Annotated in this window: 23 protein-coding genes and 3 pseudogenes; 15 read left to right on the top strand and 11 right to left on the bottom strand. The window is 59.1% G+C overall.

Annotated features, from left to right (window positions below):
* Window positions 1–111 precede the first annotated feature (111 nt).
* The 7 genes and pseudogenes from AO277_RS07845 to AO277_RS07885 all read left to right on the top strand — a co-directional run bounded on the left by AO277_RS07845 (window position 112) and on the right by AO277_RS07885 (window position 6,051).
* Complete coding sequence (locus AO277_RS07845) at window positions 112–999, top strand: DMT family transporter (RefSeq protein ID WP_044320218.1); 888 nt, start codon at window positions 112–114, stop codon at window positions 997–999.
* A 286-nt stretch (window positions 1,000–1,285) separates the two neighbouring features.
* Complete coding sequence (locus AO277_RS07855; RefSeq protein ID WP_044320228.1) at window positions 1,286–2,266, top strand: IS5 family transposase; 981 nt, start codon at window positions 1,286–1,288, stop codon at window positions 2,264–2,266.
* Between the two features lie 102 nt (window positions 2,267–2,368).
* Window positions 2,369–2,614: a hypothetical protein gene (locus tag AO277_RS07860; protein WP_257214201.1), complete on the top strand. Its 246-nt coding sequence runs from the start codon at window positions 2,369–2,371 to the stop codon at window positions 2,612–2,614.
* 10 nt (window positions 2,615–2,624) lie between these two features.
* Window positions 2,625–3,557, top strand: coding sequence for a TrbL/VirB6 family protein (locus AO277_RS07865; protein ID WP_044320220.1), 933 nt, complete (start codon window positions 2,625–2,627; stop codon window positions 3,555–3,557).
* A gap of 53 nt (window positions 3,558–3,610) precedes the next feature.
* Window positions 3,611–4,852, top strand: coding sequence for an IS256 family transposase (locus AO277_RS07870; protein WP_257214199.1), 1,242 nt, complete (start codon window positions 3,611–3,613; stop codon window positions 4,850–4,852).
* A pseudogene (locus AO277_RS29645) lies at window positions 4,758–4,988 on the top strand (transposase); the annotation flags it as partial. The gene AO277_RS07870 and the pseudogene AO277_RS29645, both read left to right, overlap by 95 nt.
* Window positions 4,989–5,313: 325 nt before the next feature.
* Complete coding sequence (locus AO277_RS07885; protein ID WP_044318254.1) at window positions 5,314–6,051, top strand: hypothetical protein; 738 nt, start codon at window positions 5,314–5,316, stop codon at window positions 6,049–6,051.
* Between the two features lie 10 nt (window positions 6,052–6,061).
* On the opposite strand, the pseudogene AO277_RS29650 reads toward AO277_RS07885, so the two are convergent.
* The 5 genes and pseudogenes from AO277_RS29650 to AO277_RS07910 form a co-directional block, all read right to left on the bottom strand.
* Window positions 6,062–6,171, bottom strand: a pseudogene (locus tag AO277_RS29650) (GNAT family N-acetyltransferase); the annotation flags it as partial.
* Window positions 6,172–6,253: 82 nt separating this feature from the next.
* On the bottom strand, window positions 6,254–6,574 hold the full coding sequence (locus AO277_RS07895; protein ID WP_099258893.1) for a type II toxin-antitoxin system RelE family toxin: 321 nt from the start codon (window positions 6,572–6,574) through the stop codon (window positions 6,254–6,256).
* Window positions 6,564–6,803 carry a type II toxin-antitoxin system RelB/DinJ family antitoxin gene (locus tag AO277_RS07900; RefSeq protein WP_002551444.1) on the bottom strand — a complete coding sequence of 80 codons (240 nt, stop codon included), beginning with the start codon at window positions 6,801–6,803 and terminating at the stop codon, window positions 6,564–6,566. The genes AO277_RS07895 and AO277_RS07900 overlap by 11 nt, the downstream gene beginning before the upstream one ends.
* Window positions 6,804–6,966: 163 nt before the next feature.
* Window positions 6,967–7,440, bottom strand: coding sequence for a GNAT family N-acetyltransferase (locus tag AO277_RS07905; protein WP_002551443.1), 474 nt, complete (start codon window positions 7,438–7,440; stop codon window positions 6,967–6,969).
* Between the two features lie 101 nt (window positions 7,441–7,541).
* A complete protein-coding gene (locus tag AO277_RS07910; protein WP_044318253.1) occupies window positions 7,542–8,090 on the bottom strand; it encodes a GNAT family N-acetyltransferase in 549 nt (182 codons plus the stop codon).
* A 159-nt stretch (window positions 8,091–8,249) separates the two neighbouring features.
* On the opposite strand from AO277_RS07910, the gene AO277_RS07915 reads away from it, so the two are divergent.
* Window positions 8,250–8,744 carry a hypothetical protein gene (locus tag AO277_RS07915; RefSeq protein WP_004667254.1) on the top strand — a complete coding sequence of 165 codons (495 nt, stop codon included), beginning with the start codon at window positions 8,250–8,252 and terminating at the stop codon, window positions 8,742–8,744.
* 33 nt (window positions 8,745–8,777) lie between these two features.
* Here the strand turns inward: AO277_RS07915 and AO277_RS07920 are convergent, their stop codons facing one another.
* The 4 genes and pseudogenes from AO277_RS07920 to AO277_RS07940 all read right to left on the bottom strand — a co-directional run bounded on the left by AO277_RS07920 (window position 8,778) and on the right by AO277_RS07940 (window position 16,386).
* A complete protein-coding gene (locus tag AO277_RS07920) occupies window positions 8,778–10,052 on the bottom strand; it encodes an OprD family porin (protein WP_004667253.1) in 1,275 nt (424 codons plus the stop codon).
* Window positions 10,053–10,722: 670 nt separating this feature from the next.
* Window positions 10,723–11,829 carry an agmatine deiminase gene (gene aguA, locus AO277_RS07930; RefSeq protein ID WP_044318252.1) on the bottom strand — a complete coding sequence of 369 codons (1,107 nt, stop codon included), beginning with the start codon at window positions 11,827–11,829 and terminating at the stop codon, window positions 10,723–10,725.
* A gap of 5 nt (window positions 11,830–11,834) precedes the next feature.
* On the bottom strand, window positions 11,835–12,713 hold the full coding sequence (gene aguB / locus AO277_RS07935; protein WP_004654103.1) for an N-carbamoylputrescine amidase: 879 nt from the start codon (window positions 12,711–12,713) through the stop codon (window positions 11,835–11,837).
* 763 nt (window positions 12,714–13,476) lie between these two features.
* Window positions 13,477–16,386, bottom strand: a pseudogene (locus tag AO277_RS07940) (aminotransferase).
* A gap of 240 nt (window positions 16,387–16,626) precedes the next feature.
* On the opposite strand from AO277_RS07940, the gene rfbB reads away from it, so the two are divergent.
* From rfbB to AO277_RS07965, 5 genes are all read left to right on the top strand, one after another.
* The gene (gene rfbB, locus AO277_RS07945) at window positions 16,627–17,709 is read left to right on the top strand and encodes a dTDP-glucose 4,6-dehydratase (RefSeq protein ID WP_044318255.1); all 1,083 of its coding nucleotides are present in this window, start codon (window positions 16,627–16,629) and stop codon (window positions 17,707–17,709) included.
* A gap of 80 nt (window positions 17,710–17,789) precedes the next feature.
* Window positions 17,790–18,335: a dTDP-4-dehydrorhamnose 3,5-epimerase gene (gene rfbC / locus AO277_RS07950; RefSeq protein ID WP_044318251.1), complete on the top strand. Its 546-nt coding sequence runs from the start codon at window positions 17,790–17,792 to the stop codon at window positions 18,333–18,335.
* A 170-nt stretch (window positions 18,336–18,505) separates the two neighbouring features.
* Window positions 18,506–20,314, top strand: a complete 1,809-nt coding sequence (locus tag AO277_RS07955; RefSeq protein ID WP_032609702.1) for a sensor histidine kinase — start codon at window positions 18,506–18,508, stop codon at window positions 20,312–20,314.
* Window positions 20,311–21,696: a sigma-54-dependent transcriptional regulator gene (locus AO277_RS07960; protein ID WP_044318250.1), complete on the top strand. Its 1,386-nt coding sequence runs from the start codon at window positions 20,311–20,313 to the stop codon at window positions 21,694–21,696. Before AO277_RS07955 ends, AO277_RS07960 begins: the two co-directional genes overlap by 4 nt.
* Complete coding sequence (locus AO277_RS07965) at window positions 21,683–22,156, top strand: YiiD C-terminal domain-containing protein (protein WP_044318249.1); 474 nt, start codon at window positions 21,683–21,685, stop codon at window positions 22,154–22,156. The genes AO277_RS07960 and AO277_RS07965 overlap by 14 nt, the downstream gene beginning before the upstream one ends.
* A gap of 835 nt (window positions 22,157–22,991) precedes the next feature.
* Here the strand turns inward: AO277_RS07965 and cysQ are convergent.
* Window positions 22,992–23,834 (bottom strand): 3'(2'),5'-bisphosphate nucleotidase CysQ, encoded by an 843-nt coding sequence (cysQ, locus tag AO277_RS07970; RefSeq protein WP_044318248.1) that lies wholly within the window; start codon window positions 23,832–23,834, stop codon window positions 22,992–22,994.
* Complete coding sequence (gene nudE / locus AO277_RS07975) at window positions 23,831–24,397, bottom strand: ADP compounds hydrolase NudE (protein WP_002551432.1); 567 nt, start codon at window positions 24,395–24,397, stop codon at window positions 23,831–23,833. The genes cysQ and nudE overlap by 4 nt, the downstream gene beginning before the upstream one ends.
* 96 nt (window positions 24,398–24,493) lie before the next feature.
* Between nudE and yrfG the strand changes: the two genes are divergently transcribed.
* Complete coding sequence (gene yrfG, locus AO277_RS07980) at window positions 24,494–25,171, top strand: GMP/IMP nucleotidase (protein ID WP_002551431.1); 678 nt, start codon at window positions 24,494–24,496, stop codon at window positions 25,169–25,171.
* 41 nt (window positions 25,172–25,212) lie between these two features.
* A complete protein-coding gene (locus tag AO277_RS07985; protein WP_002551430.1) occupies window positions 25,213–26,094 on the top strand; it encodes a LysR family transcriptional regulator in 882 nt (293 codons plus the stop codon).
* The last annotated feature ends 79 nt before the right edge of the window (window positions 26,095–26,173 follow it).

The raw sequence follows: 26,173 nt of genomic DNA on the forward strand, positions 1-26,173 counted from the left end.
CCGAGCTGGTAAAACAAGGGCCTGCCTGACGGCAGGCCCTAACCAGCCCGAACACAAAAAAACTGATACTCCGACGGCGTCCGGCTGCTGAAACTTGAACAAGGAAGCGCGATGAGCACTGCCAGCACGCCTTTGTCCGGCGTCAACCAACCACTGAAAGGGATTGGTTTCATTCTTCTGGCGACTTTTCTGTTCGCCAGTCACGACACACTCTCCAAGTACCTGTCCGGCTTCTATCCGATCATTCTGGTGGTCTGGGCGCGCTATCTGGTGCACACGCTGCTCATGGCCTGCATCTTCATGCCATCGGCGGGGTTGCGCGTGCTGCGTACCAAGCGTCCCGGCTTGCAGGCATTGCGTGCGCTGGCGCTGTTGGGCACCAGTCTGCTGTTTACCAGCAGCCTGATGTTCATCCCGCAGGCAGAGGCGACCGCGGTCAACTTTCTCGCTCCGTTGCTGGTCACGGCACTGTCGGTGCCGCTGTTGCATGAGCGTGTGACGCGCGGGCAATGGGTTGCGGTGGTTGTCGGGTTTATCGGGGTGATGATCATCATTCATCCGGGGGGCGAGCTGTTTACCCCGGCGATTCTGCTGCCGCTGTCATCAGCCTTGTGCTTTGCGCTGTATCAACTCCTGACGCGGCTGGTCAGCCCGTTCGACAGCCCGACCACCAGCAACTTTTTTGCCGGGCTGTTCAATACCCTGTTGATGAGCGCGCTGGTGCCGTTCTTCTGGGAAGTGCCTGCGCTTAAACATCTGCCGTTTCTGCTGGCGCTGGGGGTATGTGGTATGTCGGCCCACTTGTTGCTGACCCAGGCCTTCCGCTTCGCCGCCCCGGCAATGCTCGCACCGTTCAGCTATTGCCAGATCGTGTTTGCCGGGCTGCTGGGTTTCGTGGTGTTCGACCACATGCCATCACCGACCGCACAGGCCGGTATCGCCATCATCTGCCTCAGCGGACTGGCGGCGGCTTGGCAACAGCGGCGCAAGGGTGGGTGATGAGCTGTTCCTTCGCACGAATACACAAATCTGACTGACTATCGTGCCAATGCTCCGCGTTGGTACGCAGTTCGTGACGCTCTGCGTCACATCTGTACCGCAGCACAACGTAGTGTCTTGCGCGCAATCACTTTACATAGATAAAGCGCTTTTTATTGGTATGCCCCCCGAAGGTTGGACAATTATCCACTTACGCTGCCTTGGCGGCCTGCATCCTGAGGAAATCCTGAAAAAGACTTCCTGATTTGGCAAAATCTCCGGGCACCAATCGCCGAGCTTTTCGATGATGAATCAAATGACCTTCGCCGATGCCGAATACGCCGCTAAGCGCAAGCAGACCCGCAAAGAACTGTTCCTGATCGAGATGGATCGGGTCGTGCCTTGGAAAGGTTTGATTACCCTGATCGAACCCCATTATCCGAAGGGCGAAGGCGGCCGTCCTGCCTATCCGTTGATGGCGATGCTGCGGGTTCATCTCATGCAGAACTGGTTCGGTTACAGCGATCCGGCGATGGAAGAGGCGCTGTACGAGACGACGATCTTGCGCCAGTTTTCCGGCCTTAGTCTGGAGCGGATTCCGGATGAAACCACCATCCTCAACTTCCGTCGCCTGCTGGAAAAACACGAGTTGGCCGCTGGTATTCTCGGCGTGATCAATGGCTATCTGGGCGACCGTGGCTTGTCGCTGCGACAAGGCACCATCGTCGATGCCACGCTGATTCATGCGCCCAGTTCGACCAAGAACAAGGAAGGCAAGCGCGACCCGGAAATGCACCAGACAAAGAAGGGCAACCAGTATTACTTTGGTGCCAAAGCGCACATTGGGGTCGACGATGAATCGGGGCTGGTGCACAGCGTGGTGGTCACTGCGGCCAATGTCGCGGACATAACCCAAGTCGACAAACTGCTACACGGTGCTGAGAACGTGGTCTGCGCCGATGCAGGCTATACCGGTGTCGAGAAGCGCGAAGAGCATGCAGGACGCCAAGTCATCTGGCAGGTTGCAGCCCGGCGCAGTACCTACAAAAAACACGGTAAACGCAGCGCGCTGTACAAAGCGATGCGCAAGATCGAGAAAGCCAAGGCCCAAGTTCGCGCCAAGGTTGAGCATCCATTTCGGGTGATAAAGCGTCAGTTTGGTTATACGAAAGTGCGCTTCCGAGGCTTGGTGAAAAACACTGCTCAGATGGTGACGCTATTCGCCCTGTCGAACCTTTGGATGGCGCGTCGATATTTGCTCTCCAGCGCAGGAGAGGTGCGTCCGTAATGAGGGAAATAGCTACTGCGGGGCGCGTGCAGCGGTAAAAATGGATGAAATAAGCGGCAGACTTGATCGATTTTGAACGGCTACCGTTTTTTGAAAGCGGCTATGGCTCAGCAGTCTAAAAATAGCGGCCTACTTCAGACCATTCCTAAGGATGGCGAAATTTTCCACATAAACCTTGAAACCACGGATGATATTTTGGGGCATGGCAAAAGAGAAAAAAGCATGAAGCTGCTCGAAGCTAAGGCGGAGTCAGATACGGTACTGAGTATGCGTGGCGGTCTTGTCACCATGCGTTTGGAAGGCGATGTCATCTATTACGATTACATCACCTATACCCGCGCAAAATAACGGAGGCGGCATGGACGTAACAAAGATAGCCCAGACGTTGTTCAATTTCGTTGATGCCGCCCTGCAAAGCGCCTTGGTCACCGGGATGGCCAAGGTGATGCTGGGGCTTGGAGCGCTCATCGGGACCCTGTGGTTGATCCACTTCACGCTGCGAAACATGCAATGGCTGTACCGGGGGATGAACGTTGCCTTCGAGGATGTGGCCAAAGAAATTATGAAAATGGCTGCCATTACCGCGTGTGCGTTCAGTGTGCAATGGTACGTACAGACGATTGTGCCCTTTATCACCGGCTTCCCCAACTGGATGGGGGGAATCTTGTCCGGCCAGGAGGGCACGCAAACCAACCAGATCGACAGTTTGATTGTTACTTATGCGGCGAACCTGAGCGCCCTGATAGGGGCTATGAAGTTCGGTATCTTCGACGCCAGTTTTTCTGATATCTGGTTGGGCATTCAGGGAGTGGTGTTTTACGTGCTGGGAGGCATTCCGTTCTTGCTGGCCGCCGTCGCCACGCTGTTTGTACTGAAAGTCTCGACAACGGCTATCGTGGCCGTAGGGCCTCTGTTCATCGCCTTTCTGCTGTTTGAACAGACCCGGCAGTATTTCTGGGGGTGGGTATCAGCCATCGCGGGCTTTATGTTGGCTCAGGTCCTGATATCGGTTGTGCTGGCTATCGAAGTCGGCTTTATCAACACCGTGATGATTAAAGATGGAACGTTGACGACCACCCTGGAGGGGAATCTCACCATCCTGATTGTCTTCTGCACGTTCACAGCGCTGGTCATCGAACTGCCTCAGCAAGCAGCCTCCATCATGGGCGGCGGCCCCTCCGGAGGCGGAATGATCAGCAAAATTTCAGGATTTGGTGCTGCAAGAGGCATGACCCGTGGTGCCGCCGCTGGCATTTCCAAACTGCGGAGGGGACGCAACAACATCAAATAGGAGACTGTCAGAAATTTTGTGTTCGGGCATAACATGTAGCTAGAGGTGCATGTATGCCGACCAAAAAGAAGTCCGCCAATGCAACAGCGAGGGAGTTGCCCTCGATTCCCCAAGAGCTGATCGAGCAGTTTGTTAAAGGCCCGATGAGCGCCGAAGCCATTCAAGACGCGTCCATGGCGTTCAAGAAGGCTCTGATCGAGCGTGCGCTCGGCGCCGAGCTGGGTCACCACCTTGGTTACCCTCAGGGCGCGGAGCGCCCTGAGGAGTCGACCAATCAGCGTAATGGCAAAAGCAGCAAGACGGTTCTGACCGACGACGGGCCGCTTCGCCTGGATATCCCCAGAGACCGCGATGGTAGCTTCGCCCCGATCCTGATTCCCAAGCACGAACGCCGTTTTACAGGCTTCGACGACAAGATAATTGCCATGTACGCCCGGGGCATGACGGTGCGTGAGATCCGCGCTTTTCTGTCTGAGCAGTATGGAACTGACGTGTCCCATGACTTCATCAGCTCAGTCACCGATGCGGTCATGGAAGAGGTGAGCGCTTGGCAGCAACGACCCTTGGAACCGATGTATCCGGTGATCTTCTTCGATGCGTTACGGGTCAAAATCCGGGACGAGGGGTTAGTGTGCAACAAGGCTATTTATCTGGCGCTGGGGGTATTACCTGATGGCACGCGCGACATTCTGGGTATATGGATCGAGAGCACCGAGGGTGCCAAGTTTTGGATGAAGGTGTTCAACGACCTCAAGACTCGTGGCGTTGAAGATGTTCTGATCGCCGTCACGGATGGCCTCAAAGGAATACCGGAGGCGTTGGGGGCGGTTTTTCCTGCCACGACGCTGCAAACCTGCATCGTGCATCTGATCCGCAACAGCTTGGACTATGCCGCTTGGGATAAACGTCGGGCACTGGCCAAAGCACTCAAGCCGATCTACCAGGCGATCAATGCAGATGTGGCTGAGCAAGAGCTTAACGCCTTTGAAGCGGGCCCCTCGGGCAAGCAGTATCCGACTGTGGTTGCTGCATGGCGTCGCGCCTGGTATCGGGTTATACCGTTTTTTGTTTTCCCGGCGGGCATCCGCAAAGTGGTTTACACGACCAATGCCATCGAGAGCATCAATGCCCAGTTACGCAAGATCATCAAGACTCGAGGGCACTTCCCGACCGATGAGGCCGCGACGAAACTGATATGGCTTACGCAAAGTGGTTTACACGACCAATGCCATCGAGAGCATCAATGCCCAGTTACGCAAGATCATCAAGACTCGAGGGCACTTCCCGACCGATGAGGCCGCGACGAAACTGATATGGCTTGGGTTGCGCAACATCACCGCCAACTGGGGTCATGCGGCACACGACTGGAAAGTGGCAATGAATCAATTTGCGATCCTGTACGGAGACCGATTTACCAGACCGAGCTGGTAAAACAAGGGCCTGCCTGACGGCAGGCCCTAACCAGCCCGAACACAAAAAAACTGATACTCCCGGTGTCGTGGAGAGATTTGGGTTTATTCAGAAGTGTACGCTCCCTGCTGGCAGTGCCTGCCAGTCTCAAAGCGCATAACGTTTAGACGCTCAGACTTGATATGACAGCTACCGGGTTTGCTCAGGGCTTTTCTGCTCGTTTTCGTCAGCGCCCACAAGCGCATGATCACTGTAACAACCTGAACACATTACCCCAGCCATTACCCTAAAGCTCCCCCCACTCCGTCGATACCCTCCTTACACCCCGCAATCATGGATCGATGAAATGGTTATCTCACTAACCCCCGGCAACAACACCTCTCCAACCATCACCCTGCCCAATTCAGGCATCACGCTCACGCCGCAGCCGCTCACCGATGCGCAGAAAGAAGCGCTGAAGAACGCTGCCGCCAACACGCCTGCCGTTGTTTACCACCCGAGTACCGAAGTGCCTGCAACCACTGAGCCGATGGAAGCAGTCGATACCTGGATAGGCCGTTCGCAGTCGCCTGACTTCCCGCAGAAGGCGGCGCAGCACAGTAACTCTACAGAGGCGTTGAAGACTTCGTATGAAGCGTTCAAGTCGACGCTGGCGTCTGTCTATCCGGATCTGGCCAGAAAGAAGTTTGGCTTCACGATTGAGGCAAACGGCAATCTGAAGGCGACCAACAGTTCCGGTGAGTTGAGCGATGCGGACACTCAGCAATTAAACACGCTGCTGAATGCGTCCAGTGGGCTGAAAGCTGCAGCCGCCACCTACCGGGAGACGGCTATCGATATGGTCGATGCCGATTCACCGTGGAACGGCAGTTATCTGGGACGGTACAACCTGACCAAGGAGAACTTCGCCAGCTCGCTGGATCTGGGCGCGTTGTTTATTCCCAAGACGTCGACGCCATCGAAAGATCAGATCGACGGCATGTTCTTCAATCAACTGGCGTACAAAGGTGAGCTGCACACCCAGGAAACGGAAGCGGCGATGCTCGCTGCACGTGCGGCCAAAAAGGCCGCCACGGAGGGTTGATCAACACCAGTCAGCGACTCGTCAGCCGTTGCGGGCGGACATAGTAGTTATCCAACTCGCCGCTCTCAACGAGCTGAAAACCGTGCCGATGTAGAAGCGGTTGGAGTCGCTTTCTTCAAGGCGTCGGTGCGGAATCTTGATTCGGTTGCAACTGGCGAAGCATCAAAATGATGTAGGGACTATCCAGCGACAGGCGGCATGCTCAGTCAGGACGCAATAACGCGGCCCTGATTTCCCTACCCAGCCGGTCCGTCGCCTTGCGATAAACCTCTTCCCGTTCACGCTTGTCTACCGCAACCACGAAGACCACAACCTCTTGGTCAATAACCTGATAAACCAGCCGATAGCCGCTACTGCGCAGTTTGATTTTGTAGCAGTCAGGCAATGCATGCAGACGATTGGCTTCAACACGCGGAGCAACCAGAATCGTAGCCAGCTTTTTCTTGAGCTGCTGACGCACGGTATCTCCTAATTTGTGCCATTCCTTTAGAGCCCGCGCATCGAATTCGAGGTTATAGGTCATCCAGTGAAACCTTGACCCGCTGCGGAGCTGCAAGGCGCTCGCGCACAGTTGCCAACAGCGCTTCGTCTTCCTCTGTCATCAGAACCGTCTTGAAGGGTAGCTGACCACGCTCAGCTACGTACTGCAGGGTTTGGCGCAGCAACTCCGAGGGGGTGACGCCAAGCTTTTCCAGCTCGAGGTAAGCACGCGCTTTGAGATCGTCGTCGATACGAACGTTGATAGACGCCATGTGGGCATCCTCCAGTGTAATGACATTTGTATTTACAGTGAGGCAAAGTGGCCATTTTTGCAAGCAGCTGTAAAGATCATTTAGATCCCTACGCTCTCGCTGATCAGCTCGAGCTGCGCGTACAGCCAAAAACGTGACAACTGCGGATTAATATTCCAACCCGTCAGCACATCGGCAGACGTTGCGGGCGGAGGTAGTAGTTGTCGAACTCGCCGCTCTCAACGAGCTGAAAACCGTGGCGGATGTAGAAGCGGTTTGAGTCGCTGTCTTTCAAGGCGCCTACCCGTACTGTCGAGGCGGTTGCGTCTGCTTGCGCGAACACCTGCCGAAGCACTGCAGAACCAATGCCCTGCCCTTGAAAGGCGGGCTTGATGTATAGGTGATCCAGCAACAGGCCATCGCTGGTCGGTTTCACGACCATAAAGCCGACCTTACTGCCGTCTACCTGGATGTAGTGTGTGCATGGCGCAGAAAACCCTTCACGAAAACGCTCTCGGGCGCGCACCGGGTCGAACCGACCAACGCGCTCGAGGCTTTCGCGCATGGCTTCGATACGTATGGCCACCAAGGTTTCGAAGTCTTCGGGTTGGACCATTACCAGGGTAATGTCGGGCTCGGTCTTGCGGGTCAACGGCATTCGGGTCGCCCTCTGTTTATCGGGAATATCACTGGGCTCATGGTTTTGGGCAACAGACTAGTGCCCGGTCGGCCTCTACGTCAGATGTTCGAAGTGACTGTTTACAGCCCCCGCGCCGACCACTCCTCCCGCGTCATCTCCCAGACTTCCACTTCGAACCGCCCGCTGACGAACTCACCCTCGTGCGTGCTCACTATGCGCATGCCTTCGTTGATCGAAATACGCCGCGAGGCTTCATTCGGGGCGGCTTTGGGTACCTGCATCACGGGCATACCCATTACTTCGAACCACTGTCGATTGACCACACGGCAGGCCTCTTTCATGTAGCCGTTACCTTGCCAGTCCGGGTGTAGCCAGAAGCCGCGGTTGTTGCCGCGGTGGGTCATGAGGGTAATGCTGCCGATGATCTCCCGGGGCGCGCTGTGCAGACGGATCATCCAGTGCCACTCGGTGCCAAGCGCAATGGCTGGCAGCGCAACATCCTGAATGTAGTGCAGCGCACCGTCCTCAGGGTAAGGCCAGGGGACGCGGTTGTTCAGGTACTGCACGATTTCCCATAGCGGGAAACGCTGCTGGACAGCTGGCGCATCCTCTAGCTTCAGGGGCGTCAGCAGTAGGCGGTCTGTGTACAGCGTGGGGGTGTTAGTCATGACTATGTCCCTCTCCGTTGAACAGAGCTCACAGGATGAACGGTCCCGTATGCCGGGGATTAAGTCGAACTGCTTGATGCACAAGGGAGTCTATCCAGCATCTTTTACAAATCGGTAACGCCAGTGCCCAGAATCATTACGGATCAGACACCCCAAAGCGTGGTGGATGAGCAGCAGGTCAAATTGTTTGGCTCGCCCAAGGAACGGCTGGATTTCTATCGACGCGAAATTCATTACGAAACCACCAATCTGTCCAACCGCACCAACGCCTATTTATCAGCACAGTCGTTTCTGGTGATTGCTTACGCGTCGTCCATGGCGAACATGAACACTGAATGGGGCGCGATGTTCACGCTTGTGGTGCCGCCGATGCTGGCCTTGCTGGGGCTGCTCAGCACGCTGTTCGCCTGGCCGGGTATTCGGGCGGCTTGCGACATCATCCAGCACTGGCATCACAAACAGTCTCAGTTGCTGCTCAGCGAGCCCGTCATCGGGCTGACCTATGACGACTCACCGCTGTTCAGCGACTGGGAATCCAGCGAAACAGGGCCGAAAAAGTCCTTGCTGTTCTCCAAGCGGAGCCCTTGGCTGTTCAGCTTTTTCTGGATATTCCTCGGCGGCTTCGCGGTGTTTGTGCAGTTGATTGCGGATTGAGGCGGCCTTTTTTGCCAGGCCGCCTCCCTCACATCAAAAAACGTTGATCGGGTAGTCGACGAAGATACGCGTCTCGTTGCCTTCGCTGTTGTACGCCAACGCATCATCCGAGACACGCAGGAACGAGTTGCGCAGGCGGATCGAGAGGTCCTTGGCCGGGCCGCTCTGAACCACGTAGGTCAGCTGACTGAAGATCTCGCGTTCGGTGCCATCGCCGCTTCCAGGCGTGCCGTCGTCGATATTGTCGCCGCGTACATAAGCCGCTTTGTAGCTCAGACCGGGCAGGACCAGGCCGGACAGGTCGACGCCGTAGGCAGCCTGCCAGGAGCGCTCGTCCTTGCCGTTGAAGTCGGACCAGTAGGAGTTGGCGAGGTAGATGGTGTTGCCGCCATCACCAAAGCCGCCATCATTGCGATAGCCACCGTAGGCGTAGCCCATGTCGCCGGTGCTGCGCTGGTGTGCGAGGGTGAAGGAGTGGATGCCCACAGCCCAGGTCGCGGCCAGGCTCCAGATTTTGTTGTCACGCGCATCGCTGGTGGTGAAGTCCTTGTCCAGCTTGGTCTTGTAGCCGTTGAAGTCGAAGGTCAGCGACTGATCTTGCGGCAGAGCAAAGACGTAGTTCAGGTTGACGTACTGCTTCTTGAGCACGTCTTCGTTGTCGGAGGCGTAGAAAGCTGCACTGAATGCATCTGTGAACTTGTAGCTGGCACCGTAGACGTTGATGCTTTTCAGATCACCGCTGTCGCGACCCTCAGCACTTTTACGCGCCTCCTGGGTGAAACGTCCGGCAACCACTTCGAGCCCGTCGATCTCTTTGGAGGTGATCATGGTGCCGGTGTAGCTTTCCGGCAGCAGACGGGAATTGTCGTAACTGAGCACTGGCAACTGAGGCATCTGGTCGCCGTACTTGATGACGGTATTGGAGATACGGGCCTTTACCGCCGCACCTGCACGGGACAGGTCATCGGCAGCAGCGCCGCTGTCACCTTGCTTGAAAAAGTCGATGCCGCCATTGCCGCTGCGACCCTTGCCGCCATCCAGACGGATGCCGTACAGGGCAAAGGCATCAACGCCGACGCCCACAGTGCCCTGAGTGAAACCGGACGCGAAGTTGCCCATGAAAGCCTGTCCCCATTCGGACTTGTCTTCACGGTCGTTCTTGTAGTCGCGATTGATGTAGGCGTTACGCAGGTTGACGATCAGCCTGCTGTCTTCGACGAAACCCTTCGAGTCTGCCTGCCCTTCGGCCATGGCCTGACTGGCGCTGATGATGCCCAAAGCGAGCATGCCCATACGTTTGTTAAGCATCTTGTCTTCCTTTTCTGCGAATTGACACGCGCTGCAGCGACCGCCAATAGCTATCGGGGCCTCCAGCCTCTGAACAAGCAGTATAGAAGGCGACACGAATTCATCGCAGTGGACTGCTGATGCACGTACAGGATTGAGCCGCAGACGGTGGGACGCGAATCCTAGTCCCGACGCATGGGGGTGTCAAACACGCAGATGGCCGGCCTAGAGCGGCTCAGCCAAGTTTGCTGGAGCAATCAACACGCTCGGTCAACACGCGGAGCAACGCTTCGAGCTCGGCCTCGTTGAACAGGCCTGCCGGGTAACGCTGTAACAACATTGCGCGAACATCCGGTCTGGATTTCGCGGGCCTGGTCGTCCTTAACCAATCCGCCACTAGCTGGCGGGCCTCGTTACTGAGAGAAGCAGAAAAACCACGAGCACGCTGCTGGTTCATACCTGCGTTCATAACGAAAACCTCTTGATTTCATGAGGGGCTAAATCTACTCACGCCATATGACAGTCAAGCTAAGAAAACGAAGGTTTACCAACCTGCTTCAGAGATAGCGCACTGCGCATCTGTTACAGGATGTTACTCGACAGGTAAAAACAAAAAGCCCATCGGGTGATGGGCTTGATACAGCAAGAACGGGACCAGTTGCGCCCATCCGATGTTACTAGTTATTTCTAACTAGGCCTTGTGAGGGGCCGGTTGCTGCTGCGTCAGGCAGTGAATATTGCCGCCACCGAGCAGTAATTCGCGGCCAGGTGCCATCACCACTTCGTGCTCTGGAAACAGTGTTTGCAGGAGCTCACGGGCCTTTTCGTCCATCGGATCGTCGAAACTCGGCGCAATGATGCCGCCATTGACGATCAGGAAGTTCACATAGGACCCGGCCAAACGCACTGAAGGGTTGCGTTCCTGACTGCCGTGCACCTGATCGACGCCTGCACATTCTTCTTCTGTGGCGAAAAATGGTCCGGGAATCGGCATTTTATGAACGATAAACGCGCGCCCTTTTGCATCCAGTGTGTTTTCCAAAATACCCAGCGCCGCATGGCAACGTGAATAGTTGGGGTCTTCGGGATCATCGGTCCAGGCCAGTAACACCTCACCCGGACGAATGTAGCAACAGAAGTTATCCACATGCCCATCGGTTTCATCGTTGAACAGGCCATCTGGCAGCCAGACAACTTTATCCACAGCCAGATAATCACCGAGGATTGCTTCGATCTGTTCGCGGGTGAGGTGCGGGTTGCGGTTGCGATTGAGCAGGCACTCTTCGGTGGTAATCAGCGTGCCTTCGCCGTCGACGTGAATCGAGCCGCCTTCCAGCACGAAGCCTTCGGTGACGTAACGCGGGCAGCGCTCGATTTCCAGTACCTTGCTGCCCAGCTGAGAGTCCAGGTTCCACGGCGCATACAACCCGCCGTCGAAGCCACCCCAGGCATTGAATTCCCAGTTCACACCGCGCACTTCGCCACGGTCGTTGATGACGAACGTCGGGCCGCTATCGCGCACCCAGGCGTCGTTGCTGCTCATTTCCACAACCCGGATGTTCGGCATGTCCAACCGCGCACGAGCGTTGTCGTACTGCGCGGCAGACACGGCCACGGTAACCGGCTCAAAGCGGGCGATGGCCTTGGCGATCGCAACGTGGGCGGCCTGGGCGGGCTTGCCGCCCAGGCGCCAGTTGTCCGGGCGCTCGGGCCAGACCATCCAGACCTGGGTTTGCGGTGCCCATTCGGCCGGCATGTGGAAACCGTCGGCGCGTGGCGTGCTATTGAGCGTGGTCATGGCGATCAGGACTCCAGCGAACCGTCGAGGGTCTTCACCGCGCCGTACAGGTTAGGGCGGCGATCACGGAACGTACCCCACGCGCTACGGATGTGCTCCAGCTCGTCCAGGTCGAAGCTATGGACCAGCACGCCTTCTTCGGTTTCGTTGAGCTCGGCGACTTTCTCACCGAACTGGTTGGCAATGAACGACGAGCCGTAGAAGGTGATGTCGTAGCCATCCTGCTCTTCGTTGCCGATACGGTTGCTGGCGATCAGCGGCATCAGGTTCGCGCCGGCATGGCCTTGCTGCACGCGCTGCCAATGATCGCGCGAACTGATGGTTTTGTCGTGTGGCTCACTGCCGATGGCGGTCGGGTAGAACAGAATTTCTGCGCCCTGCAACGCCATGCTGCGTGCGCACTCCGGGAACCACTGGTCCCAGCAGATGCCAACGCCGATTTTCGCGTAGCGGGTCTGCCAGACCTTGAAGCCGGTGTCGCCCGGGTTGAAGTAGTACTTTTCGTGGTAGCCGGGGCCGTCCGGGATGTGGCTCTTGCGGTAGATGCCCAGGTTGGTACCGTCTGCGTCGATGATCGCAATGGTATTGAAACGTGCACGCCCTGCCAGCTCGAAGAAGCTGATCGGCAGTACAACTTGCAGCTCTTTGGCGAGCTTCTGGAAATGCTTGATTGCGACGTTGGATTCGATAGTAGTCGCCAACTGCAGATAGTCCGGGTTCGGCTTCTGGCAGAAGTACGGGGTTTCAAACAGCTCCTGAATCAGGATGATCTGTGCGCCCTTGGCGGCAGCTTCACGCACCAGCTTTTCAGCGGTCTCGATGTTGGCTTCCAGATCCCAGGAACAGGCCATCTGGGTAGCAGCGACAGAAACGATACGGCTCATGAAAATATCTCCAGGGGCGGATGCAAGGACTTATCACCATAGCAGACAGGCGATGACGATTATGAATGCCTTTATAGCGGATATAAATCGGCATTAAAAGCTAAAATTTTGTTACGCTCACTATATTTTGTTATTTTTACCGATATTAATCGACTTAAAATCCATCACAGTGCCCGTTCCCCAAGATGGGTGTGACGCGGAGCGTCACGAACGGCATTCCCACGCTGGAGCGTGCGGAACGATGGGCCCCCGGGCACCACCTATCGTGGCCATTCCCCCGCTGGTGCATGCGGAACGATGGGGCCCCGGGCACCACCTATCGTGGCCATTCCCACGCTGGAGCGTGCGGAACGATGGGCCCCCGGGCACCACCTATCGTGGCCATTCCCCCGCTGGTGCATGCGGAACGATGGGGCCCCGGGCACCACCTATCGTGGCCATTCCCACGCTGGAGCGTGCGGAACGATGGGCCCCCGGGCACCACCTATCGTGGCCATTCCCCCGCTGGTGCATGCGGAACGATGGGGCCCCGGGCACCACCTATCGTGGCCATTCCCACGCTGGAGCGTGCGGAACGATGGGCCCCCGGGCACCACCTATCGTGGCCATTCCCCCGCTGGTGCATGCGGAACGATGGGGCCCCGGGCACCACCTATCGTGGCCATTCCCCCACTGGTGCGTGCGGAACGATGGGTGCCCAGGCGCCACCTATCGTGCCCATGCTCCGCGTGGGTATGCCGTTCTGGACGCTCTGCGTCCTCTATTACAGTTCGTGGAGCACCTTCGATACGTTATCGACGAAAAAATCCACGCTTTGCCGGGTGGTGCACATCGGGGGTTTGATTTTGAGGATGTTCAAGTGGTCGCCAGTCGGCTGCATGAAGATGCCCAGTTCACGCAGGCGCTCGCAAAGCTGCGCGGTTTCTTCTGTGGCAGGTTCCAGGGTCTGGCGGTCGCGGACCAACTCCATGCCCAGATAAAAACCCATGCCATGCACCGCGCCTACCAGCGGATGTTTATCGGCCAGAGCCTGCAGGCGCGCCTTGAAGTGGTCGCCCACGAGCCGGGCATTGTCCCAGAGCCTTTCTTCCTCCATGACGTCCAGCACTGCCATGCCGATCCGGCAACTGACCGGGCTGCCACCGGATGAGGAGAAGAAATAGCCCTCGGCCTCCAGCGCCTCGGCGATCTCACGACGGGTGATGACCGCGCCCAACGGATGGCCGTTGCCCATGCCCTTGGCCATGCTGATGATATCCGGCACCACGCCCTGCTCTTCGAAGCCCCAAAAGTAATGACCCAGACGGCCATAACCCACCTGCACCTCATCGGCAATGCATACACCACCCGCAGCGCGAATCTTCTGATACACCTGTTGCAGATAGCCGGCAGGCAAGGAAATCCCGCCCGCATTGCCATACACCGGCTCGCAGATGAAGCCCGCCACCTGCTGTTGCTGCTTTGCCAGCGTGACGAGTACCTGATCGATACTGCGCACATACTCCGGCGCACTGTCAGCGCCACGAAACGGCCCGCGATAGGTATTGGGTGCGGTGACCGGATGCACCCAGTCCGGGCGGGTGCTGAGTGCCTGCGGGTTGTCGGCAATCGAGGTGGAAATGGCGTCGGTCGCCACCGACCAGCCGTGATATGCCTCCAGCACACTCAGCATGTCGCGTCAGCCGCTATAGGCCCAGGCCAGCCTGATTGCCAGATCGTTGGCCTCGGTGCCGCTGTTGACCAGAAACACGCGGTCCATGCCCTCGGGTGCAAGCTCGAGCAAGCGCTCAGAGAACTCGGCAATTGCCGCGTAGTGAAAGCGCGAGTTGGTGTTGAGCAGCGACCACTGACGAGCCGCTTCATGGGCCATGCGCGGGTGGCCGTGGCCGAGGACCGCGACGTTATTGAGCATGTCCAGATAGGAACGGCCCTGCATGTCGATCAGGTGATTGCGCCAGCCACGCTCGATCTGCGGCGGAGCCTGATAGTAGTGTTTTTGCGATCGGGCGAAGCTGGCATCACGCCGCGCCAGCAATTGCGCGGCGTCTGCGAGCGCTGGAGCGTCACAATCAAAACCGAGCAAGGTCGACGGCGACGGGCACACGGTGCGCCAGGCTGCCGCCCAGGCAGGTGTGGTGAACAGCGGCGGGCTGAGGTCTGCCGTGGTGCACAGTTGCAGCAACAGCGAACCACCGCCCTGCCCGATCAGCGCGCCTGCTGACACTTGATCAGCCAGTGAAGCATCCGGCAGCACGCCCCACAGCTTCAAACTTATGCCCTCGCCGACCAGCAGCAATGCAGCATCCGCGGTCAACCGCAGAGTGCCGTTGAACGGTGCATGCAGCGCCGTTTCGGCGGGCACATGCAATTCAACGTGCAGGGCGAAAGTTTCGGGCTCCTTAGCGCTGTCAGGCAAGGTGCGCGACAACCGGTATTCCCCAAAGCGGCTGGCCGCCAGGCCATCGTCACCCGCAGCCTGGGAGAGCAGGTATTCATCAATGCCACTTTGCTCCCAGTTGCCTGCCACAAAGTGCTCACTGAGCACACCCAAATCCACCACTGTCGGCTTGAGCCCTTGTAGAGCGGGCAGCATCGGCTAGTAAGCGGGCTGTCCGGCAGGCGGAAATTCCACACCCACGGCCTGCAGAATCGCCGCTTCCATCAGCGCCATCGGCACCGAAGTGGCGACGTCGAAGATGTTCCATTCCCCGGCAAGGTTGGCCTGGATGTACGCGTTGTCCGGCTCGATGCTGGCCTGCTGTTCGCCGCTGAGTACCAGCACTGCGGATCGAGCGACAATCAGCGGCCAGAGCGCCTGCAATTCTTCGGTCTTCAGCGGATTGAGGGCGTGGTAGGCGCGAATGGCTGGCAGGATGTACAGCGGGTCGCCGTCGGCATGGTGCAGCAGCGCCGCGCAGGTCACCGACAGGTCGGCCACTCGCCAGGTGCTGACCAGATCGCCGAAGTCGATCAACCCCTGCAATTGCCATTGGCGCTGTGCATCACGCAGCCAGACCACGTTGTGCTCGGTGATGTCCAGATGCACCGCCTGTATCGGCAGCGCTGCTATCAATGGCAACAAACGACGATGAGCCTGTTCACCAGCCTCGATGACACAGGCGCGAGCGTCGGCGTCCTTGATCACCGGCAGCAGGTGCTTGATCAGCGCATGAGCGTGGCGCGGATCCCATTGCAGAATGCGCTCCAGGCCAGGATGCTCGAAGCCTGCCAGTGCCAGGTCTACACAGGCACACAGTTCGCCCAACCCGACCACCACCTCATGGCCCAGATGCCCGGCGTGCCCCAGTGACTGCCCATCAATGAATTCAAGCAAGCGCACGTGAACCGCCTGCCCGTCGATCCTGATGGATAACAATTGCCCGCCGTCATTGGCGCCAACCACGCCGGGCACGCCAACGGCGCTGTGGTTGCTCAGGTGTTGCAGCGCCGCGTGCTGGGCGTTCAGTTCAGTGCTCGAATAGGCCCCGTGGCAGATTTTCAGCACATAACGCCGCGTGTCGGTTTCAAGCAGAAAGTTGCGATCCTGTTGGCTGCCCAGCGCTTTCAGCGTGCCGCTCAAGCCGTAATGCTGCGCGAGCAATTGCAGCGCCTGATCCACGCTCACCTCGGGACAAGGCAGACTGGACCGGCGGATGAGCGTGGCAAGCGGCATGGAGAACCTCGATCTTGTTGGAAGGCCCGGGCTCGACGAGCAAGGCGTCATGGGCAGTCGCGCAACTATAAGGGCATTGACGGGGGATTGCTCTGCACTCCCCATCAGCACAAGTACTTCAGTGTTGGAAGCCCGCCAGAGTTTTATTCAACCGCCTGCTCGGGTTTAATGACCTTATCTCGCCATATGCGCTCAAGCGCTATGCTGCTATTACGTCAAAACACACAAGAAGGTCAGTTCATGCGAATACTCGTTACCGGGGGCGCAGGTTTCATCGGCTCTGCACTGATCCGCCACCTGATAAACAACACCGAACACGAAGTGCTGAACTTCGACAAATTGACCTACGCGGGCAACCTTGAATCGTTGCAGTCCATTGCGACCGACACGCGCTATGAGTTCGTGCAGGCGGATATCTGCGATCAGGCCCGCGTCAGTGCGGTGCTCGAACGCTTTGCGCCGCAGGCGATCATGCACCTGGCGGCTGAGTCCCACGTCGACCGCTCCATCGATGGCCCGGCCGAGTTCATCCAGACCAACATCGTCGGCACCTATAGCCTGCTGGAAGCCACGCGCGCATGGTGGCTGAAATTGCCGGAAGCGCAGCGCCAGGCGTTCCGCTTCCACCATATCTCCACTGATGAGGTGTATGGCGACCTGCACGGTGTCGATGATCTGTTCACCGAAACCACGCCGTATGCGCCCAGCTCACCTTACTCGGCAAGCAAGGCTGCGTCCGACCACCTGGTGCGCGCCTGGCACCGCACCTATGGCCTGCCTGTCGTGGTAACCAACTGTTCCAACAACTACGGGCCGTTCCACTTTCCCGAAAAGCTCATCCCGCTGGTGATTCTCAACGCCCTGGCGGGCAAGCCGCTGCCGGTGTACGGCAATGGCCTGCAAGTGCGCGACTGGCTGTATGTCGAGGATCACGCACGAGCACTGCTCAAGGTCGTGACCGAAGGTGAAGTCGGCGAGACGTACAACATCGGCGGTCATAACGAGCAGAAAAACATCGACGTCGTCCGCGGTATCTGTGCGCTGCTCGATGAGCTGGCCCCGCAGCATCCGGCGGGCATCGCGCAATACAGCGACCTGATCACCTACGTGGTTGACCGTCCGGGCCACGACCAGCGCTATGCCATCGATGCCAGCAAAATCGACAACGACCTGGGCTGGACGCCCGAAGAGACCTTCGAGTCCGGGCTGCGCAAGACGGTGCAGTGGTATCTGGACAACCTGGACTGGTGCCGCAGGGTTCAGGACGGCAGTTATCAGGGCGAACGACTGGGTTTCACCGACCCAAAGGACCTGATTGCCTGATCACCCTACTTTTCGGCAGACGCGCGTGAGTGCAGACTGTCGAGCTGCCACCATTTATTGAAGATTGCAGGGGAAGCCACGTGAACGTAGTAGCGACAAAATTGCCGGAAGTCCTGATTCTGGAACCCAAGGTATTCGGTGATGAACGAGGCTTCTTCTATGAAAGCTTCAACGCCAGGGCTTTTCAGGCTGCTACTGGCCTGACCCGTGAGTTCGTGCAGGACAACCACTCGCGTTCGCAGCAAGGCGTGCTGCGCGGCCTGCATTACCAGATCGAAAACGCCCAGGGCAAACTGGTGCGCGTCACCGTTGGCAAGGTGCTGGATGTGGCCGTAGACATTCGCCGCAGTTCGCCGAACTTCGGTCAGTGGGTCGGCGTCGAGCTGTCCGCTGAAAACGCCAGGCAGCTGTGGGTGCCGGAAGGTTTTGCGCATGGCTTCGTAGTACTCAGCGAGAATGCCGAGTTTCTCTACAAGACCACCGACTACTACACGCCGTCAGCTGAGCGTTGCATCGCCTGGAACGACCCGGACCTGGCCATCGACTGGCAATTCGACGGCCAGCCCAATCTGTCGGCCAAAGACCAGCAAGGCAAACGCCTGAAAGAAGCCGATCTGTTTCCCTGAACACATGATCACAGGCCACCCGGCGCAATGTCCGGGTGCCTGACGAGTCGGCGGCGGGCATAATACGCGCCTGATGCCCACGTCAGGATCGACCGGGTGTTTCTGCTGCCTGCTGCGGCGTGATCGCCAGCAGGCATCGTCAACCCTTCGGCGACGGCCAATCGATGACCATGACTCCCGCACTGCCGCGCCGCCCTCGCTGGCGCAGCCTCGCCCTTCTGGCCCTCTGTCTGGCGCCGTTGCTGTGGCCGCTGGAACACCTGGCCGAACGTTATTACCGCAACGTGCTGGCCAATCAGAACCGCCAGACTCTGGACCTGTACGTCGCCAACTTGCTCGGCACCCTGCACCGTTACGAAACCCTGCCACAGATTCTCGGCGACCTGCCTGCTTTGCGCGCCGCACTGGCGGCGCCGGGCGACACACCCACCCTGGCGAACGCCAACCGTCTGCTCAGCGAAATCACGCGTCAGACCGGTGCCGATGTCATGTACCTGATGGACGCCAACGGCCTGACCCTGGCCGCTTCGAACTCGGAGCAGAAGGACAGCTTCATTGGCCGAAACTTCTCGTTCAGGCCCTACTTCATTGATGCACGGGCGGGCAGAACCGGGCGGTTCTTCGGCCTCGGCACGACCTCTGCCAAACGTGGTTACTTTTTTGCCGGCCCGGTGCGTGATGGTGAGCGGATCATCGGCGTACTGGTGGTCAAGGTTGATCTGGACCACACCGAAACCCTGTGGGGCAAGACGCCCGAGCAACTGCTGCTGACCGACCAGAACGGTGTGGTGATTCTGACGTCCAACCCCGAATGGCGCTTTCGGGCAACCCGCGACCTGACCGATGACGAGAAAAAAGCCATCGTCGCGATCCAGTCCTACCCGACCCGCGATCCGCGCCCGTTAAGGATCGATGAACACGCCTGGCTGACCCAGACCCAGGCCATCGAAGAAACCGGCTGGAACGTCAACATTCTCGCGCCTCGCGCCCTTGTCGACCGTCAGGTGCGCACGGTGGTGGCGATTGGCGGCGCAGCGCTGCTGGTGCTGATGTTGTTGCTGGGCCTGATGATGCAGCGTCGTCGTCATTATCTGGACCGCATCGCTTTCGAGGCCAAGGCGCGCCGCGAACTGGAGATGCGGGTTATCGAGCGGACCAGCGATCTGGAGGGGCTCAACAGCCGGCTGCGTCAGGAAGTGCTGGAGCGCGAACAGGCGCAGCAGGAGCTGGTGCAGGCCCAGGACGAACTGGTGCAGACCAGCAAATTGACGGCGCTGGGCACCATGTCGGCGAGTATCAGCCATGAGCTGAATCAGCCGTTGGCCGCCATCCGCAGTTACGCCGAAAACGCCGAAGTGCTGCTCGATCATCAGCGCACCGAGGACGCACGCGGCAACCTCAAGCTGATCAGCGAACTGACCGGGCGCATGGCCTCGATCATCGCGCACTTGCGCGCCTTCGCCCGTCGCGACCGCCACGCCCCTGAAAGCGTGGCACTGCAACCGGCGCTGGAAGATGCGCTGGCGCTGCTGGCCAAGCGGCGGCGCGCCATGGAAGTCGAACTGATCCGTGACCTGCCGGACGCCACGATCTGGGTGCAGGCCGGTGAAACCCGCCTGCGTCAGGTGCTCGGCAATCTGCTCGCCAACGCGCTGGACGCCCTCACCGAGAAAGGCCCGCCGCGCAGGCTGTGGATAAGTGTCGAGCAAACCGCTGAGGGCGTTAACCTGTACATTCGTGACAACGGCCCCGGTTTTTCCCAGGAAGCGCTGGCACGGGCTCGCGAGCCCTTCTTTACGACCAAGACCCGCACCCAGGGGCTTGGCCTTGGTCTGGCCATCTGCGATACGCTGATGCGCGCGCTGGGCGGCGAATTGCTGTTCGCCAACCATCCCAGCGGCGGTGCGCTGCTGACCCTGCGCCTGCGGGCCGGTGCTTCCGGAGCCAATCTTCAACCGCCAGAGGACCTTTCTGCATGAGTTCGGACACAGCCATCGACAGCCAGATTCAGGTGGTGCTGATCGACGACGATTCGCACCTGCGTCAGGCACTGCGTCAGACGCTGGACCTGGCTGGCCTGAACGTTCTGTCGCTGCCCGAGGCAACCGGGCTGGCCGAACGCATTGGCCGCGACTGGCCGGGCGTGGTGGTCAGCGATATTCGCATGCAGGGCATGGATGGCCTGGAGCTGCTCGACCAGCTTCACGCGCAGGACCCCGACCTTCCAGTGCTGCTGATCACCGGTCACGGCGATGTGCCGCTGGCGGTCAAAGCCATGCGCGCCGGAGCCTATGATTTTCTGGAAAAGCCCTTCGCCAGCGATGCCATGCTCGACAGCGTGCGCCGTGCCCTGGCGCTGCGCCGTCTGGTGCTGGATAACCGCAGCCTGCGCCTGGCCCTGAGTGATCGCCAACAACTGAGCACACGCCTGATCGGTCAGTCGCCGCCGATCCTGCGTCTGCGCGAACAAATCGGCGCACTGGCCGGGACGCGAGCCGACGTGCTGATCCTCGGTGAAACCGGCGCAGGCAAAGAAGTGGTCGCCCGCGCGCTGCACGACCTGTCCAACCGCCGCAGCGGCCCGTTCGTAGCGATCAACGCCGGCGCGCTGGCTGAATCGGTGGTGGAAAGCGAGTTGTTCGGCCATGAACCCGGTGCCTTTACCGGCGCGCAGAAGCGACGTATCGGCAAGTTCGAGTTTGCCAACGGCGGCACGCTGTTCCTCGATGAAATTGAAAGCATGAGCCTGGATGTCCAGGTCAAACTGCTGCGCCTGTTGCAGGAACGCGTGGTCGAGCGAATGGGCAGCAATCAGCAGATCCCGCTGGATATCCGCATCATTGCGGCGACCAAGGAGGACCTGCGGCAAGCGGCTGATCAGGGCCGCTTCCGGGCGGACTTGTATTACCGGTTGAACGTGGCCTCGCTGCGTATCCCGCCGTTGCGCGAACGTGGCGAAGACGCGCTGATGCTGTTCGAGCATTATGCCGATGCCGCGAGCATGCGCCACGGCATTCCCAAGCACGAACTCAAGCCCGGCCAGCGCGCGCTGTTGCTGCGTCATAACTGGCCGGGCAACGTCCGGGAACTGCAAAACGCCGCCGAACGCTTTGCGCTGGGTCTCGAGATGGAGCTGGAGGGCGGCGATGCAGAGCAGGCGCCACCGCCGGGCGGCGGCTTGAGTGATCAGGTGGAAAGCTTCGAACGGGCCTTGATCGCCGCCGAGCTGGCTCGCCCGCACAGCTCGGTTCGCAGCCTGGCGGAAGCGCTGGGTGTGCCGCGCAAAACCCTGCACGACAAACTGCGTAAACACGGCCTGACGTTTGGCGACAGCAGCGGAGCTTCCGATGACAACGATTGAGCCTGAACATGACGCAGCCTGCGAACTTGAGCAGGTGCTGCACCACGACATTCCGCTGACCCGCGAAATGGGCATGCGCGTGATTGACTGGCACAACCAGACACTGCGCCTGCACCTGCCACTGGCACCCAACGTCAATCACAAGAACACGCTGTTCGGCGGCAGCCTGTATTGCGGCGCAGTGCTGGCGGGCTGGGGCTGGCTGCACCTGCGGCTACGCGAGGCCGGGATCAGCGATGGGCATATTGTGATTCAGGACGGGCAGATCAGTTATCCACTGCCGGTACGCACCGACGCCATCGCCCGCTGTGATGCGCCAGAGCTGGCGCTGTGGGACAAGTTCATCACCACCTACCAACGCCGAGGCCGCGCCCGCATGACCCTGCACACCAGCATTACCGCGCAGGACAGCGAAGAACAGGCTGTTCGTTTTGTCGGGCAGTTTGTATTGCACCGGTGAAGCTGCGCGCAGTGGATGCACTGGACGCAGACCTGTGGGAGCGAGCTTGCTCGCGAAGAGGCCAGTGCAATCTATGAAAATTCATCGCTTGAACAATCGCCTTCGCGAGCAAGCGAAGCGTCGCCCGGCTCGCTCCCACAAGAGCGCGCTCGCCCCTGCATACCTGTATCAAGCGAAGAACAGGCCGTGCGCTTTGTCGGGCAGTTCGTGTTGCGCCAGTGAGGCTGCACGCATTGGATGCACTGTACGCAGACCTGTGGGAGCGAGCTTGCTCGCGAAGAGGCCGGTGCAATCTGCAAAAATTCATCGCTTGAACAATCGCCTTCGCGAGCAAGCGAAGCGTCGCCCGGCTCGCTCCCACAAAAGCGCGCTTGACCCTTCATACCTGTATCAAGCGAAGAAAAGGCCGTGCGCTTTGTCGGGCAGTTCGTGTTGCGCCAGTGAGGCTGCACGCATTGGATGCACTGTACGCAGACCTGTGGGAGCGAGCTTGCTCGCGAAGAGGCCGGTGCAATCTGCAAAAACTCATCGCTTGAACAATCGCCTTCGCGAGCAAGCGAAGCGTCGCCCGGCTCGCTCCCACAAAAGCGCGCTTGACCCTTCATACCTGTATCAAGCGAAGAAAAGGCCGTGCGCTTTGTCGGGCAGTTCGTGTTGCGCCAGTGAGGCTGCACGCATTGGATGCACTGTACGCAGACCTGTGGGAGCGAGCTTGCTCGCGAAGAGGCCGGTGCAATCTATGAAAATTCATCGTCTGAACCATCGCCTTCGCGAGCACGCGAAGCGTCGCCCGGTTCGCTCCTACGCTCGCCGGGCAGAGGCCTTGAAGCCGGCTTCAAGACTGCGCAAGCACCAGCAGTTTGTCGCGCCATTCGGCGTTGGCAGACAACGCCAGGAAGAACGGGTTGAGCAGCGATTCGCGTGCCGGGTAGCTGAACGGTTTGCCGTCCAGTTGCAGCACTTCGCCACCAGCGCCTTCAAGCACGCCTTGCGCCGCAGCGGTGTCCCATTGCGAAGTCGGGGCCAGTCGCGGGTAGCAATCGGCAGCACCTTCGGCCAGCAGGCAGAATTTCAATGAGCTGCCGATATTGGTCAGCTGCAAATGCCCAAGCCCGCTCGACAGGCCAGCCAGCAAATGCTCCTGCTCCGGACTGGAATGGCGGCGGCTGGCGACTACGGTAAAGGTCTGCCCTTCGCCAGGCTGTGTGCGCACTGCGATCGGCTGGATGTGACCGACGCCATCGCTGCGCCAGGCACCCAGCCCGGCACCGCCGAAGTAGCAGCGGTTATTGGTGGGCATCGACACCACACCGAACACCACGCGACCGTGCTCAATCAGCGCGACGTTGACGGTGAACTCCTCACTGCCGGAGATAAACTCCTTGGTACCATCCAGCGGATCGACCAGCCACCAGCGCTCCCATTTCGCTCGCTCGCTGAACGGGATGTCGGCGTCTTCTTCAGAGAGCACATGAATGCTCCGATCAAGCGCCTGCAAGCCCTCGACCAAAACCTGGTGGGCTGCCAGGTCGGCGGCGGTCACCGGCGAGTCGTCGGTCTTGGTGGTGACGGTGACATTGGCTCGCCAGAACGGCAGGATCACCTCGCCCGCCAGGCGGACCAGTTCAATCACCGGGGCGAGCAGCGGATGTGGCAGGTTTTGTAACGAATCGGTCATGGCTGGAACAATCCACGCTGGGTTAGCAGGTCACGGGTCAGGTACAGCGCCGCAAGCGCCCTGCCTTCACTGAACTGGGCATTCTGCGCAAGGCTCGACAGCTCGCGCAGGTTGATCCGGTCGACCCGGATTGGCTCGGGCTCGTCGCCTTCCAGCCGCTCTTCATAAAGGTCTGTGGCGAGGACCACCTGAATTTTCTGGCTCATGTAACCGGGGGACAGCGACAGTTCAGTCAACAATTCCAGTTGCCGGGCACCGAAACCGGCTTCTTCCTTGAGTTCGCGGTTGGCGGCCGCCAGCACGTCTTCGCCGGGCTCGATCAGCCCCTTGGGCAGGGACAGCTCGTAGGCATCGGTGCCGCCGCAATATTCTTCGATCAACACCGCGTGGTCGGCATCGAGCATGGCCACGATCATCACCGCCCCGGGGCCCGTACCTTTGCTGGCCAGACGCTCATAGGTCCGCTCGACGCCATTGGCAAAGCGCAATTGCAGCTCTTCAACGCGGAACAGACGACTACTGGCGACGATTGCGCGGGCAAGTACGGTAGGTTTCTGACGCATGACAGGCTCCTTTACATGAACGAGGTACTATACCGAGCTTTTCCCGATGTCTGTGTCGGATATGCTTACCCGCTCTCAACCCCTGACGAGGCCTTAATGCTTTCCATGCCCTGGAGCGAAATCGATACCGTCCTGCTGGATATGGACGGCACGTTGCTCGACCTGCATTACGACGAACACTTCTGGATGCAGCACCTGCCGCAGCGCTACGCCGAACTGCACGGCGTCAGTTTCGCCATGGCCTGGCTGGAGTTAAAGCCGCTGTTCGAAAACAACGCGGGCACGCTCAATTGGTACTGCCTGGATTTCTGGAGCGCCGAGCTTAAACTGTCGGTTCGCGACCTGAAACGCGAAATTGCGCACATGATTGCACTGCGCCCGGACGCCGAGACCTTTCTCGCCGCCATCAAGCAAGCGGGCAAACGGGTGATCATGATCACCAACGCGCACCGCGATTCGTTGTCGCTGAAGATGGAGCGAATCGAGCTGGCGCCTTATTTCGAGCGCCTGATCAGCTCTCACGATTACGGCTTCCCCAAAGAGAGCCAGCATTTCTGGGACGCCTTGAAGGCCGACACCGCGTTTGACCCGGCACGCAGCCTGTTTATCGACGACACCTTGCCGATCCTGCGCAGCGCCCGCCACTTTGGTGTAGCCCATTTGCTGGCCGTCAGCCAGCCCAACAGCCAGAAAGGCCCGAAAGACACCGAAGAGTTCGCTGCGGTGGACGATTATCGGGAGCTGATCAAGGGCGTGCTCCATCCTTCAGCCTGAACGCGTAGAATCGGCTGTCTGGACGGCCCAGCGGAGTGAATATGGACATCAAGCAACTTAAGTTTCTGATCGCCCTTGATGAAACGAGGCACTTCGGCCATGCGGCTGCGCGTTGCAATATCACCCAGCCCACCTTGTCGATGCGTCTGCGCAATCTGGAAGAAGAGCTCGGTTTGCCCCTGGTCAATCGGGGCCAGCGTTTTGAAGGCTTCACTGCGCCAGGCGAACGCGTGTTGGCCTGGGCACGCACGGTACTGGCAGCCTACGACGGCCTGCAGGCTGAAGCGGCTGCCTGCCGGGGGCACTTGGTCGGCACACTGCGCTTGGGTGTAGTGCCGCTGTCGAGCTTCGATCCGCTGCCATTGCTGCACCGGCTGCACCAGATGCACCCCAACCTGCGCTTCGAGCTGTCGTCACTGAGTTCCGAGCAGGTGCTGGAACAACTGGCGAGCAATCGTATCGATCTGGGCGTTTCATACCTGGAACGGCTGGACACCGAACGCTTCGACTCGCTGACCCTGGACGACACGCGCATGGGGCTGCTGTATGACCGTCGGCACTTTACCTTTGGTGACGAACCGTTGAGCTGGGCCGATCTGGTCGAATTGCCGCTGGGCACTCTGACCAGCGGCATGCATTTTCGCCAATCGATCGATCACAACTTCCACAGCCGTGGCCTTCAGCCCAATCCATTGATCCAGACCGATGCCGTTCATCAGTTGCTGCAGGCCGTCCATGGCGGTTTTTGCTGCGCGATCATGCCGCTGGATGGCGGCCTGGAAACGCTCACCGAGCATTTGCGCCTGCACCCGATCGCCGACGCCCGTACGCTGGCCCGGCTGGGGTTGATCATGCGCCGCAGTGCACCGCGCTCGGCACTGGCTGAAGCCTGCTTTGCACTGGTAGCAGAAATGCCGCGCTAGAGCGTTGATCGACGTCATCTATCGGCACATCAGCACTAGCGATTAGACGATTTACCAGAACGGGCCTAGTCTTGCAGAT

Source organism: Pseudomonas amygdali, assembly GCF_002699855.1.
Lineage (GTDB): Bacteria > Pseudomonadota > Gammaproteobacteria > Pseudomonadales > Pseudomonadaceae > Aquipseudomonas > Aquipseudomonas amygdali.